The sequence below is a fragment of the Variovorax sp. V35 genome (genome assembly GCF_041154465.1).
GTDB lineage: Bacteria > Pseudomonadota > Gammaproteobacteria > Burkholderiales > Burkholderiaceae_C > Variovorax > Variovorax boronicumulans.
In genome coordinates, this window is record NZ_AP028666.1 from 5,495,598 (window position 1) to 5,510,342 (window position 14,745).

At 63.2% G+C, this 14,745-nt stretch carries 3 protein-coding genes and 1 pseudogene; 3 read left to right on the plus strand and 1 reads right to left on the minus strand.

Going from position 1 to position 14,745, the window contains the following annotated elements; all coding sequences use genetic code 11:
- The first annotated feature begins 2 nt into the window (after window positions 1-2).
- Window positions 3-11,717, plus strand: a complete 11,715-nt coding sequence (locus ACAM42_RS25305) for a hypothetical protein (protein WP_369629793.1) — start codon at window positions 3-5, stop codon at window positions 11,715-11,717.
- On the opposite strand, the pseudogene ACAM42_RS25310 reads toward ACAM42_RS25305, so the two are convergent.
- Window positions 11,642-12,823 (minus strand): annotated as a pseudogene (locus ACAM42_RS25310) (ESPR-type extended signal peptide-containing protein); the annotation flags it as partial. The gene ACAM42_RS25305 and the pseudogene ACAM42_RS25310 overlap by 76 nt on opposite strands.
- 317 nt (window positions 12,824-13,140) lie before the next feature.
- On the opposite strand from ACAM42_RS25310, the gene ACAM42_RS25315 reads away from it, so the two are divergent.
- Both ACAM42_RS25315 and ACAM42_RS25320 read left to right on the plus strand, forming a co-directional pair.
- Window positions 13,141-13,581, plus strand: a complete 441-nt coding sequence (locus ACAM42_RS25315; protein WP_095950584.1) for a DUF4019 domain-containing protein — start codon at window positions 13,141-13,143, stop codon at window positions 13,579-13,581.
- A complete protein-coding gene (locus ACAM42_RS25320; RefSeq protein WP_369629794.1) occupies window positions 13,578-14,720 on the plus strand; it encodes a DUF2827 domain-containing protein in 1,143 nt (380 codons plus the stop codon). The genes ACAM42_RS25315 and ACAM42_RS25320 overlap by 4 nt, the downstream gene beginning before the upstream one ends.
- Window positions 14,721-14,745 lie beyond the last annotated feature (25 nt).

Below are 14,745 nucleotides of genomic sequence, written 5' to 3' on the forward strand. Positions count from 1 at the left end.
CGGTGCTCAAGCCGGACGAGAACGAGGTGGACAGGCTGCTGACGTTGCTGTTGGTGGTGCTCAGTCCGGTCGACAGGCTGTCGATGCTGCTCGTGGCCGTGCTCAGGCCCGACGAGGTCGAGGTCGAGAGACTGTCGACGTTGCTGTTCGTCGTGCTGAGGCCGGTCGAGAGGCTGTCGATGTTGCTCGTGGCGGTGCTCAGGCCCGAGGACGTGGAGGTCGAGAGGCTGCCGACGTTGCTGTTGGTGGTGCTCAGGCCTGTGGAGAGGCTGGAGATGCCACTGGTGGCGGTGCTCAGGCCGGTCGAGAGGCTGCTCACGTTGCTGTTCGTCGTGCTCAAGCCAGTGGACAGGCTGCCCACATTGCTGTTCGTGGTGCTCAAGCCAGTGGACAGGCTGCCCACATTGCTGTTCGTGGTGCTCAGGCCGGTGGACAGGCTGGAGATGCCGCTGGTGGCGGTGCTCAGGCCGGTCGACAGACTGGAGATGCCGCTCGACGTCGAAGTCGACAAGCTACCCACGGTGCTGTTCGTGGTGCTCAGTCCGGTGGACAGGCTCGAGATACCGCTGGTGGCGGTGCTCAGGCCACTCGACGTCGAGGTCGACAGGCTGCTGACGTTGCTGTTGGTCGTGCTCAAGCCAGTGGACAAGCTGGAGATACCACTGGTCGCCGTGCTCAAACCGGTCGACAGGCTGTCGATTCCGCTCGTGGCGGTGCTCAGGCCGCTCGACGTCGAGGTCGACAGGCTGCTGACGTTACTGTTCGTGGTGCTCAGGCCAGTGGACAGGCTCGAGATGCCACTGGTCGCTGTGCTCAAACCAGTCGAGAGGCTGTCGATGCCGCTCGTGGCGGTGCTCAGGCCGGACGACGTCGAGGTCGACAGGCTGCTCACGTTGCTGTTGGTCGTGCTCAAGCCAGTGGACAAGCTGGAGATACCACTGGTCACCGTGCTCAGACCGGTCGAGAGGCTGTCGATTCCGCTTGTGGCGGTGCTCAGGCCGGACGACGTCGAGGTCGAGAGGCTGCTGACGTTACTGTTCGTGGTGCTCAGGCCAGTGGACAGGCTCGAGATGCCACTGGTCGCTGTGCTCAAACCAGTCGAGAGGCTGTCGATGCCGCTCGTGGCGGTGCTCAGGCCGGACGACGTCGAGGTCGACAGGCTGCTCACGTTGCTGTTGGTCGTGCTCAAGCCAGTGGACAAGCTGGAGATACCACTGGTCACCGTGCTCAGACCGGTCGAGAGGCTGTCGATTCCGCTTGTGGCGGTGCTCAGGCCGGACGACGTCGAGGTCGAGAGGCTGCTCACGTTGCTGTTGGTCGTGCTCAAGCCAGTAGACAAGCTGGAGATGCCGCTGGTGGCAGTGCTCAGGCCCGTCGACAGGCTGGAAATGCCGCTCGACGTCGAAGTCGACAAGCTACCCACGGTGCTGTTCGTGGTGCTCAGGCCCGTGGACAGGCTGGAGATGCCACTGGTCGCCGTGCTCAGACCAGTCGAGAGGCTGTCGATTCCGCTCGTCGCGGTGCTCAGGCCGGACGACGTCGAGGTCGACAGGCTGCTCACGTTGCTGTTGGTCGTGCTCAAGCCAGTGGACAAGCTGGAGATGCCGCTGGTGGCGGTGCTCAGGCCCGTCGACAGGCTGGAAATGCCGCTCGACGTCGAAGTCGACAAGCTACCGACGCTGCTGTTCGTGGTGCTCAGGCCAGTGGACAGGCTCGAGATGCCACTGGTCGCTGTGCTCAAACCGGTCGAGAGGCTGTCGATGCCGCTCGTGGCGGTGCTCAGACCCGAGGACGTGGACGTCGAGAGGCTGCTGACGTTGCTGTTCGTCGTGCTCAAGCCAGTGGACAAGCTGGAGATGCCGCTGGTCGCGGTGCTCAAACCGGTCGAGAGGCTGTCGATGTTGCTCGTGGCCGTGCTCAAGCCAGACGACGTCGACGTCGACAGGCTGCTCACGTTGCTGTTCGTCGTGCTCAAGCCCGTGGACAGGCTGGAGATGCCGCTGGTTGCGGTGCTCAGACCCGTCGACAAGCTATCGATTCCGCTCGTGGCCGTGCTCAGGCCAGACGACGTAGACGTCGAGAGGCTGCTCACGTTGCTGTTCGTCGTGCTCAGGCCGGTGGACAGGCTGGAGATGCCACTGGTAGCGGTGCTCAGGCCCGTCGACAGGCTGGAAATGCCGCTCGACGTCGAAGTCGACAAGCTACCGACGTTGCTGTTCGTGGTGCTCAGGCCCGTGGACAAGCTGGAGATACCGCTGGTAGCGGTGCTGAGACCGGACGACGTCGATGTCGACAGGCTGCTGACATTGCTGTTCGTCGTGCTCAAGCCGGTGGACAGACTCGAGATGCCACTGGTCGCCGTGCTCAAGCCGGTCGAGAGACTGTCGATGCCGCTCGTCGCTGTGCTCAGACCCGACGATGTCGAAGTCGACAAGCTGCTCACATTGCTGTTGGTGGTGCTCAATCCCGTTGACAGACTCGAGATACCGCTGGTTGCGGTGCTCAGGCCCGTCGACAGGCTGTCGATGCCGCTCGCGGCCGTACTCAGGCCGCTCGACGTGGAGGTCGAGAGGCTGCTGACGTTGCTGTTCGTTGTGCTCAGGCCCGTGGACAGGCTGGAGATGCCGCTGGTAGCAGTGCTGAGGCCGGACGACGTCGACGTCGAGAGGCTGCTGATGTTGCTGTTCGTGGTGCTCAGGCCGGTCGACAGGCTGGAGATGCCACTGGTCACTGTGCTGAGACCCGTCGACAGGCTCGAGATACCGCTGGTCGCCGTGCTCAAGCCCGACGACGTCGAAGTCGAGAGGCTGTCCAGGTTGCTGTTCGTGGTGCTCAGTCCCGTGGACAGGCTGGAGATGCCACTGGTCGCCGAGCTCAAGCCGGTCGAGAGGCTGTCGATGCCGCTCGTGGCCGTGCTCAGTCCCGATGACGTCGAAGTCGACAGGCTGCTGACGTTGCTATTCGTCGTGCTCAAGCCGGTGGACAGGCTGGAGATACCGCTGGTTGCGGTACTCAGACCCGTCGACAAGCTGTCGATGCCGCTGGTAGCGGTGCTGAGGCCGGACGACGTGGAAGTCGACAAGCTGCTGACGTTGCTGTTGGTCGTGCTCAGGCCCGTCGACAGGCTGGAGATACCGCTGGTGGCTGTGCTCAGGCCGGACGACGTGGAAGTCGACAGGCTGCTCACGTTGCTGTTTGTCGTGCTCAAGCCGGTGGACAGGCTGGAGATGCCACTGGTGGCAGTGCTCAGCCCGCTCGACGTCGAGGTCGACAGGCTGCTTACGTTGCTGTTCGTCGTGCTCAGGCCGGTGGACAGGCTCGAGATACCGCTGGTCGCCGTGCTCAGGCCAGACGACGTAGACGTCGAGAGGCTGCTGATATTGCTGTTCGTGGTGCTCAGGCCGGTCGACAGGCTGTCGATGCTGCTCGTCGCAGTGCTCAAGCCAGACGACGTAGACGTCGAGAGGCTGCTGACGTTGCTGTTCGTGGTGCTCAAACCGGTCGACAAGCTGTCGATGTTGCTCGTCGCAGTGCTCAGGCCGCTCGACGTCGAGGTCGACAAGCTGCTCACATTGCTATTCGTGGTGCTCAGGCCCGTGGACAGGCTGGAGATACCGCTGGTCGCGGTGCTCAGGCCACTCGAAGTAGACGTCGAAAGGCTGTCCAGGTTGCTGTTGGTGCTGCTCAGAGCCGTGGACAGGCTCGAGATACCGCTTGTTGCCGTACTCAAGCCCGACGACGTCGAAGTCGACAGACTGCTGACGTTGCTGTTCGTGGTGCTGAGACCGGTCGAAAGGCTGGAGATGCCGCTGGTCGCGGTGCTCAGGCCGGACGACGTCGATGTCGACAGGCTGCTCACGTTGCTGTTGGTTGTGCTCAGGCCCGTAGACAGACTAGAGATGCCGCTGGTTGCCGTGCTCAAGCCGCTCGACGTCGAGGTCGACAAGCTGCTGACATTGCTGTTCGTCGTGCTCAAGCCCGTGGACAGGCTCGAGATACCGCTGGTTGCCGTACTCAAACCCGACGACGTCGAGGTCGAGAGGCTGCTGACGTTGCTGTTGGTCGTGCTCAGGCCGGTGGACAGACTCGAGATGCCGCTCGTGGCCGTGCTCAGGCCGCTCGACGTCGAAGTCGACAGGCTACTCACGTTGCTGTTCGTGGTGCTCAGGCCCGTCGACAGGCTCGAGATGCCGCTGGTTGCCGTACTCAAACCCGACGACGTCGAGGTCGAGAGACTGCTGACGTTGCTGTTGGTCGTGCTCAGCCCGGTCGAAAGGCTGTCGATGCTGCTCGTCGCAGTGCTCAGGCCAGACGACGTGGAGGTGGACAAGCTGCTCACGTTGCTGTTCGTCGTGCTCAAGCCCGTGGACAGGCTGGAGATGCCGCTGGTCGCAGTGCTCAAACCCGAGGACGTCGAGGTCGAGAGGCTGCTGACACTGCTGTTGGTCGTGCTCAAGCCGGTCGACAAGCTATCGATGCCGCTGGCAGCAGTGCTCAGGCCACTCGACGTCGAAGTCGACAGGCTGCTGACGTTGCTATTCGTGGTGCTCAAGCCGGTGGACAGGCTCGAGATACCACTGGTCGCCGTGCTCAGGCCAGACGACGTAGACGTCGAGAGGCTGCTGACGTTGCTGTTCGTGGTGCTCAAACCGGTCGACAAGCTATCGATGCGACTCGTAGCCGTGCTCAAACCCGACGACGTCGATGTCGAGAGGCTGCTGACGTTGCTGTTGGTCGTGCTCAGCCCGGTCGACAGACTGTCGATGCTGCTCGTCGCAGTGCTCAAACCAGACGACGTAGAGGTCGACAAGCTGCTCACGTTGCTGTTCGTGGTGCTCAAGCCGGTCGACAGGCTCAAGATACCACTGGTCGCCGTGCTCAGGCCAGACGACGTAGACGTCGAGAGGCTGCTGACGTTGCTGTTCGTGGTGCTCAGGCCGGTCGACAAGCTATCGATGCCGCTGGCAGCAGTGCTCAGGCCACTCGACGTCGAAGTCGACAGGCTGCTGACGTTGCTATTCGTCGTGCTCAAGCCCGTGGACAGGCTGGAGATGCCGCTCGTGGCGGTGCTGAGGCCGGACGACGTGGACGTCGAGAGGCTGCTGACGTTGCTGTTCGTGGTGCTCAGGCCGGTGGACAGACTGGAGATACCGCTGGTTGCGGTGCTCAAACCGGTCGACAAACTATCGATGCGGCTCGTAGCCGTGCTCAAACCCGAGGACGTCGAGGTCGACAAGCTGCCGACATTGCTGTTCGTCGTGCTCAGGCCAGTGGACAGGCTGGAGATGCCACTGGTCGCCGTGCTGAGCCCCGTCGACAGGCTATCGATGCCACTCGCGACCGTGCTCAGCCCGCTCGACGTGGACGTCGACAGGCTGCTCACGTTGCTGTTCGTGGTGCTCAGGCCCGTCGACAGACTGGAAATACCGCTGGTTGCCGTGCTCAAGCCGGTCGAGAGGCTATTGATGCTGCTCGTGGCCGTGCTCAAGCCGGACGACGTGGAGGTCGACAGGCTGCTCACATTGCTGTTCGTGGTGCTCAGGCCCGTAGACAGGCTCGAGATACCGCTGGTGGTCGTGCTCAAGCCACTCGACGTGGACGTCGACAGGCTGTCCAGGTTGCTGTTCGTGGAGCTGAGGCCAGTGGACAAGCTGGAGATACCGCTGGTCGCAGTACTCAAACCAGACGACGTCGAAGTCGACAGGCTCGAAATACCACTGGTTGCCGTGCTCAAGCCGCTCGAGGTGGATGTCGACAAGCTGTCCAGGTTGCTATTGGTGGTGCTCAGGCCGGTGGACAGGCTGGCGATGCCGCTGGTCGCCGTGCTCAGCCCTGACGACGTGGACGTCGACAGGCTGCTCACATTGCTGTTGGTCGTGCTCAGACCGGTCGACAGGCTGTTGATGCCACTGGTGGCAGTGCTCAAACCAGACGACGTCGAAGTCGAAAGACTGTCGATGCTGCTCGTGGCCGTGCTCAGACCGGACGAGGTCGAGGTCGACAAGCTGCTGACGTTGCTGTTCGTGGTGCTCAGACCCGTGGACAGGCTGGAGATACCGCTGGTGGCCGTGCTCAAGCCGCTCGACGTGGACGTCGACAAGCTGTCCAGGTTGCTGTTGGTGGTGCTCAGGCCGGTGGACAGGCTCGAGAAGCCACTGGTCGCCGTGCTCAAGCCCGTCGACAGGCTGTCGATGCTGCTCGTGGCCGTGCTCAGGCCGGACGATGTAGACGTCGACAAGCTGCTAATGCTGCTGTTCGCCGTGCTCAAACCCGACGACGTGGAGGTCGAGAGGCTGCCGACGTTGCTGTTCGTCGTGCTCAACCCAGTGGACAGGCTGGAGATGCCGCTGGTGGCGGTGCTCAGACCCGACGAGGTCGAGGTCGAGAGGCTGCTGACGTTGCTGTTCGTCGTGCTCAGGCCGGTCGACAGGCTGGAGATACCACTGGTCGCGGTGCTCAAACCAGAGGACGTAGACGTCGAAAGGCTGTCGATGTTGCTCGTCGCCGTGCTCAAGCCGGACGACGTCGAGGTCGACAGGCTGCTCACATTGCTGTTTGTCGTGCTCAAGCCAGTCGACAGGCTGGAGATACCGCTGGTGGCAGTGCTCAAACCAGACGACGTGGACGTCGATAGGCTGTCGATGTTGCTCGTCGCCGTGCTCAGGCCGCTCGACGTGGAGGTCGACAGGCTGCTGACGTTGCTGTTGGTCGTGCTCAAGCCAGTGGACAGGCTAGAGATGCCGCTGGTCGCAGTGCTCAGACCCGAGGACGTAGACGTCGAGAGGCTGTCGATGCTGCTCGTCGCCGTGCTCAGGCCGCTCGACGTGGATGTCGAAAGGCTATCGATACGGCTGTTGGTCGTGCTCAGGCCCGACGACGTCGAAGTCGACAGGCTCGAAATTCCACTGGTTGCAGTGCTCAGACCGCTCGACGTGGAGGTCGAAAGGCTGTCCAGGTTGCTGTTCGTGGAGCTGAGGCCGGTAGACAGGCTGGAGATGCCACTGGTCGCGGTGCTCAAACCAGAGGACGTCGAGGTCGACAGGCTGCTCACGTTGCTGTTCGTCGTGCTCAGACCCGTGGACAGGCTGGAGATACCGCTGGTGGCCGTGCTCAAACCAGACGACGTCGAAGTCGACAGGCTGTCGATGCTGCTCGTCGCAGTGCTCAAGCCGGACGACGTCGAGGTCGAGAGGCTGCTGACGTTGCTGTTGGTCGTGCTCAGGCCCGTGGACAGGCTGGAGATACCGCTGGTAGCGGTGCTCAAACCGGACGACGTCGACGTCGAGAGACTGTCGATGCTGCTCGTGGCCGTGCTCAGACCGGACGAGGTCGAGGTCGACAGGCTGCTGACGTTGCTGTTCGTAGTGCTCAGGCCAGTGGACAGGCTGGAGATGCCACTGGTCGCCGTGCTGAGCCCCGACGACGTCGACGTCGAAAGGCTGCTGACGTTGCTGTTGGTGGTGCTCAGACCGGTCGACAGGCTGGAGATCCCGCTGGTGGCGGTGCTCAGACCCGACGACGTCGACGTCGAAAGGCTATCAATGCTGCTCGTGGCCGTGCTCAAGCCCGACGACGTGGACGTCGACAGGCTGCTGACGTTGCTGTTCGTGGTGCTCAGACCGGTCGACAGGCTGGAGATCCCACTGGTCGCCGTGCTCAAACCCGACGACGTCGAAGTCGAAAGGCTATCGATGCTGCTCGTAGCCGTGCTCAAACCAGACGACGTCGAGGTCGACAGGCTACTCACGTTGCTGTTCGTCGTGCTCAGGCCCGTGGACAGGCTGGAGATCCCACTGGTCGCCGTGCTCAGACCCGACGATGTCGAAGTCGACAGGCTGCCCACGTTGCTGTTCGTCGTGCTCAGGCCCGTGGACAGGCTGGAGATGCCGCTCGTGGCCGTGCTCAAACCCGACGACGTAGACGTCGACAAGCTGCTCACATTGCTGTTCGTCGTGCTCAGGCCCGTCGACAAGCTGGAGATGCCGCTGGTCGCCGTGCTCAAGCCACTCGACGTCGAGGTCGAAAGGCTGTCCAGGTTGCTGTTCGTGGTGCTGAGGCCGCTCGACGTGGACGTCGACAGGCTGTCGATACGGCTGTTGGCTGTGCTCAGACCCGACGATGTCGAAGTCGACAGGCTGCCCACATTGCTGTTCGTGGTGCTCAGGCCTGTAGACAGGCTGGAGATGCCGCTCGTGGCGGTGCTGAGGCCAGACGACGTGGAAGTCGACAGGCTGCTGACGTTGCTGTTGGTCGTGCTCAGACCAGTCGACAGGCTGTCGATGCCACTCGTGGCTGTGCTCAAGCCGCTCGAAGTGGAGGTCGACAGGCTGCTGACATTGCTGTTTGTCGTGCTCAGGCTCGTGGACAGGCTAGAGATCCCGCTGGTCGCCGTGCTCAGGCCACTCGACGTAGAAGTCGACAGGCTGCTCACGTTGCTGTTCGTCGTGCTCAGGCCCGTCGACAAGCTCGAGATGCCGCTGGTCGCGGTGCTCAGACCGCTCGAAGTCGACGTCGACAAGCTGCTCACGTTGCTGTTCGTGGTGCTCAGCCCGGTCGACAGGCTCTCGATGCCACTCGTCGCCGTGCTCAGACCCGAGGATGTGGAGGTCGAAAGGCTATCGATTCGACTGTTGGTCGTGCTCAAACCACTGGACGTCGAAGTCGACAGGCTGGCGATGCCACTGGTCGCAGTGCTCAGGCCCGACGATGTCGAAGTCGACAGGCTGCTCACATTGCTGTTGGTCGTGCTCAGGCTCGTGGACAAGCTGGCGATGCCGCTGGTCGCTGTGCTCAGACCGCTCGAAGTCGACGTCGACAAGCTATCGATGCTGCTCGTGGCAGTGCTCAGACCCGACGACGTCGAAGTCGAGAGGCTGTTCAGGTTGCTGTTGGTGCTGCTCAGAGCCGTGGACAGGCTGGAGATACCGCTGGTCGCGGTGCTCAGACCAGACGACGTCGAGGTCGAGAGGCTGCTGACGTTGCTATTGGTCGTGCTCAGGCCCGTGGACAAGCTGGTGATGCCACTGGTCGCCGTGCTCAGACCGCTCGACGTAGACGTCGAGAGGCTGTCGATGCTGCTCGTGGCGGTGCTCAGGCCCGACGATGTGGAGGTCGAAAGGCTATCGATTCGACTGTTGGTCGTGCTCAAACCGCTGGACGTCGAGGTCGACAAGCTGCCCACGTTGCTGTTCGTGGTGCTCAAGCCCGTCGACAGGCTGGCGATGCCACTGGTCGCGGTGCTCAGGCCCGACGACGTAGACGTCGAAAGGCTGTCCAGGTTGCTGTTGGTGCTGCTCAGAGCCGTGGACAGGCTCGAGATACCACTGGCAGCGGTGCTCAGGCCGGATGACGTCGAGGTCGACAGGCTGCCGACGTTGCTGTTCGTGGTGCTGAGACCGGTCGAAAGGCTGGAGATGCCGCTGGTCGCGGTGCTCAGGCCGGACGACGTCGAAGTCGACAGGCTGCTCACGTTGCTGTTGGTCGTGCTCAGGCCCGTAGACAGACTAGAGATACCGCTGGTTGCCGTACTCAAGCCCGACGACGTCGAGGTCGACAGGCTGCTGACGTTGCTGTTGGTCGTGCTCAGGCCCGACGACAGACTAGAGATGCCGCTGGTTGCCGTGCTCAAGCCGCTCGACGTCGAGGTCGACAAGCTGCTGACATTGCTGTTCGTGGTGCTCAAGCCCGTCGACAGGCTCGAGATACCGCTGGTGGCAGTGCTCAGACCGCTCGAGGTGGAGGTCGAGAGGCTGTCGATGCTGCTCGTGGCCGTGCTCAGGCCGGACGACGTGGACGTCGACAGGCTGCTCACATTGCTGTTGGTCGTGCTCAGGCCCGTCGACAGACTGTTGATGCCGCTCGCAGCGGTACTCAAACCGGACGACGTGGACGTCGACAAGCTGCTGACGTTGCTGTTCGTGGTGCTCAGGCCCGTGGACAAGCTGGAGATGCCGCTCGTGGCAGTGCTCAGGCCCGACGACGTCGATGTCGACAGGCTGCTCACGTTGCTGTTCGTCGTGCTCAGCCCCGTGGACAGGCTCGAGATTCCACTGGTCGCAGTGCTCAGGCCGCTCGACGTGGACGTCGAGAGACTGTCGATGCGGCTGTTGGTCGTGCTCAGACCCGACGATGTCGAGGTCGACAAGCTACCCACGTTGCTGTTCGTGGTGCTCAAGCCCGTGGACAGGCTGGAGATGCTGCTCGTGGCCGTGCTCAGGCCGGACGAGGTCGAAGTCGACAGGCTGCTGACGCTGCTGTTGGTCGTGCTCAGGCCCGTCGACAAGCTGCTGACGTTGCTGTTCGTCGTGCTCAGACCTGTGGACAGGCTCGAGATGCCGCTCGTGGCGGTGCTCAGACCGCTTGAAGTCGACGTCGACAGGCTGTCGATGCGGCTGTTGGTCGTGCTCAGGCCAGTCGACGTGGACGTTGACAGGCTGCCCACATTGCTGTTCGTCGTGCTCAAGCCCGTGGACAGGCTCGAGATTCCGCTGGTCGCCGTGCTCAGACCCGACGACGTCGACGTCGAAAGGCTGCCGACGTTGCTGTTGGTCGTGCTCAAGCCGGTGGACAGGCTGGAGATGCCGCTCGTGGCCGTGCTCAAACCAGACGACGTCGAAGTCGACAGGCTGCTCACGTTGCTGTTCGTGGTGCTAAGGCCAGTCGACAGGCTGGAGATGCCGCTGGTCGCGGTGCTCAGACCCGACGACGTGGAGATCGAAAGACTGCTGACGTTGCTGTTGGTCGTGCTCAGGCCAGTCGACAGACTCGAGATGCCACTGGTCGCCGTGCTCAGACCGGACGACGTCGATGTCGAAAGGCTGTCGATGCGGCTGCTGCTGGTGCTCAGGCCGGACGACGTGGAGGTCGACAAGCTGCTGACGTTGCTGTTCGTCGTGCTCAGACCGGTGGACAGGCTCGAGATGCCGCTCGTGGCCGTGCTCAAGCCAGACGACGTCGATGTCGACAGGCTACTGACGTTGCTGTTCGTTGTGCTCAACCCCGTGGAGAGGCTGGAGATGCCACTGGCAGCGGTGCTCAGGCCAGACGACGTGGACGTCGAGAGGCTGTCGATGCGGCTGTTGGTCGTGCTCAGACCCGACGACGTGGAGGTCGACAGGCTGCTGACGTTGCTGTTGGTCGTGCTCAGGCCACTCGACGTCGACGTCGACAGGCTGTCGATGCGGCTGCTGCTGGTGCTCAGGCCCGACGATGTGGAGGTCGACAAGCTGCCGACGTTGCTGTTCGTTGTGCTCAGGCCAGTCGACAGACTGGAGATGCCACTGGTCGCCGTGCTCAGACCACTCGACGTCGATGTCGAAAGGCTGTCGATGCGGCTGTTGGTCGTGCTGAGGCCGGTCGACGTGGAGGTCGAAAGACTGCCGACGTTGCTGTTCGTGGTGCTCAGGCCGGTCGACAGGCTCGAGATGCTGCTCGTGGCCGTGCTCAGTCCCGACGACGTCGAAGTCGACAGGCTGTTGATGCGACTGCTCGCCGTGCTCAGGCCCGACGATGTGGAGGTCGACAGGCTGGCGACGTTGCTGTTCGTGGTGCTCAGGCCCGTAGAAAGGCTCGAGATGCCGCTAGTGGCAGTGCTCAACCCCGTGGAGGTCGATGTCGATAACGACCCCACCGCGCTGGCAACGGAGAACAACTGGCTGCCATTGATCGCATCGGTCGAAGTCGAGGTCACCTGGCCCGCAGCCACGTTGGTGATCTGACGCTCCTTCCCCCCCGAGCCAACGCTCACCACACCAACCGGCGCGGTACCGGCAAATCCGCTGAGCACGACCCCATTGACTGTTGCGCTGGAAACGGCGACCGCCGTTGCCGTCGAACTGTTGCTGCCGAGCGCCACACTGTTGTCAGTTCCGGCATTGGCTCCCGCGCCAATCGCTATGGCGTTGGCGCCGGCGCTCTTTGCACCGCTATCCGCTGTCGAGTTGCCGCCAATCGCCACACTGTTCGTGCCGCCAGCGTTGGTATATCGGCCAATGGCAACCGCTTGATCACCCGAGGCCACGGAGCCACCGCCGCCAGACCCATTGCCACCACCGATGGCCACAGACGACGCGCCATCGGCATTAGCATCGTTACCAAGGGCGAACGCGCCGCCGCCGCCAGTCGCCTTGGCCCCGGAACCGATCGCCGTCGCGCTCCCATCCGACGAGGTGGCATTGGCGTTGTGGCCGATTGCGATGTTGAAGCCGCCACTGCCCGTGGTGTTTGCACCACGACCGATGGCGACGTCAGCCGTGTTGGCTGCAATTGAGTCCTGACCAAGAGCGGTCGAGCCATCACCGCGGGCCCTGGCATTGAAGCCCGCTGCCGTCGCGTAGGTGTTGGATGCGTTGGCGGTATTCCCCAGTGCTGTCGCGCTGGTGCTATTGGCAACGGCACCGCTGCCTACTGCTGTCGCGTTGGCGCCTGAAGCACTGGCGGTGCTACCCAATGCCGTCGCATTGGTGTTCCCTGCGATGGCTGTGTTGCCCAAAGCAATTGCATTCGCAAACAAAGCGCTGGCCTTGAATCCGATGGCAACTGCATTGGAATTCGAGGCACTGGCTTGTCCAAGAGCAGCGGTATTGCCTGCTCCGATAGCAATCCCGCCGCTTCCCGTACCACTGGTAGTCCCGGCGTTCGCCTGGTTGCCGGTATAAGCCGCATGCGCTCCTGGTGCCCACCCCGCTGCCACCGAAACTACGGCGACCGCCACCGCCGCAGCAACCCGCGAACCGCTCTTCTTCCCCCGAGCCGAAGTAATTTCAGACGCCGCAACCCAGGCCCCCAGGGCTTCATTCCAGATACTTCGGTAAGACTTGTTCATATTCTTCGAGCTCGGTTCGCAGAGGGCGGGCGCGGTATCAACGGCGGAGGAAGGCAACGACCGCCCGCGGTTCGTCGCCCCAGCCAGGGTCGTAGTTACCCTGACGTTCACAATGGACGCGGTAATGTACGCAGCCGTTTACATTTGCAGCCATTTCGGTCTACCGGAAACCGTGAAATGATGATTTAGTTCACAAACTTTCACGATTGGCGACAAATCCGGGCGCGGCGATGTCGCTGTGGAACGTCGATCCGAACGCCCCGCCTAGAATCGCCGCCGCTGTCTGTCACAGCGGTTTTCCTCACAAAAGGTGCCCAATGAAGCCGTTTCTCCCCCGTTTCCTGGCCGCATGCACGCTGGCCCTGGCCGGTTCCTGCGCCCTGGCGCAGGACGGCAACTCCGCCGACGAACTCGTCCAGGCGGGCCTCAGCAGCCTCAAGCAGATCGATGAGAACCGGGCGGGAGAGATCTGGGATACCGCGTCTGCGTTTGTGAAGACTCGCTTTCCCAAGGCCGAATTCGTTGCCAACACGCAACGCTCGCGCCAGACCGTGGGCGTCGTGGCCCGCCGTGACTGGGCCAGCGTGACCCGCATCCGCTACCTGGACGACAGCACCGGCATCCCTGCAGGCCTGTACGCCAACGTCGACTTCGCCACCCGCCTGACCAACGACAAGACGGTCTTCGAAAAAGTCAGCTTCCGCCTCGAACCCCAAGGCTGGCGCCTGACGGGCTACATCCCCCGCGAAAACCAATGACCACCGCCTCGGGTGCCGGCCTGCGCATCGGCATCACGATCGGCCTTCACCACGAGGCCGAGACCCTCTGGAACAACGGCATCAAGCAGAACGCCGTGTTCCTGGCAGAGGCGCTGAAGCACTGCCCCAGCGTCGCCTCGGTGGTGCTGGTCAACACCACCGCCACCCCCATCACCCCCGCCCTGCCCTGGGACCAGGCCCGCTGGCCGACCGTGACTTTCGAAGCGGCCAAGGACAGCGTGGATGTGCTGATCGAGCTGGGCGGCCAGATCGACGGCGACCAGACCGACCACCTCAAGCGCCGCGGCGCGCGGCTGGTGTCGTACTGCTGCGGCTTCGAGTACGTGCACGCGATGGAGTCGATGCTGTTCGGCAAGCCGCTGTGGGGCCGCAACCTGTTCATCAACCAGCGCTACGACGACATCTGGATGGTTCCGCAGGTGGCCCACATCAGCCAGCCGTACTTCGAGGTGCTGCGTCGCGCCGAGGCGCGCGCCGTGCCCTTCGTCTGGAGCCCGGTGTTCCTGCAAGAGCGCGCCCGCGCCCTGCCCGACGGCGGCGCGTACCAGCCGCGCAGCGGCCCGCGGCGGCTCAGCGTGATGGAGCCGAACATCAATGTGGTGAAGTTCTGCGTCTACCCCATCCTGATCGCCGAGCTGGCCTACCGCGCCCGCCCCGACGCGATCGCGCTGCTGCAGGTCACGAACGTGGAGCGCATGGCCAAGGACAGCATGGAGTTCATCACGCTGATGAACCAGCTCGACCTGGTGCGCCAGCACAAGGCGGTCTTCCTGGGCCGGCACGAAACCCCGGTGTTCCTGGCGCAGAACACCGACATCGTGGTCTCCCACCAGTGGGAGAACCCGCTCAACTACTTCTACCTCGAGACCTGCTGGCAGGGCTATCCGCTGGTGCACAACGCCCACCTGTGCGCCGACCTGGGCTACTACTACACAGAAAACGACGTGGCCGCGGGCAGCGCCCGCGTGCTCGAAGCCATCGACGGGCACGACGCCCAGGCCCAGGCCTACCGCGACCGGCAACGCGCACTCATCGCGCGCTACCTGCCCGGCGACGCGGCGGCCACGCAGACCTACGACACCCTGCTGCAGGGCCTGATGCAGCGCCCTGCCCGCTAGCCAGACCCTCGCCCCACGGAGCCCC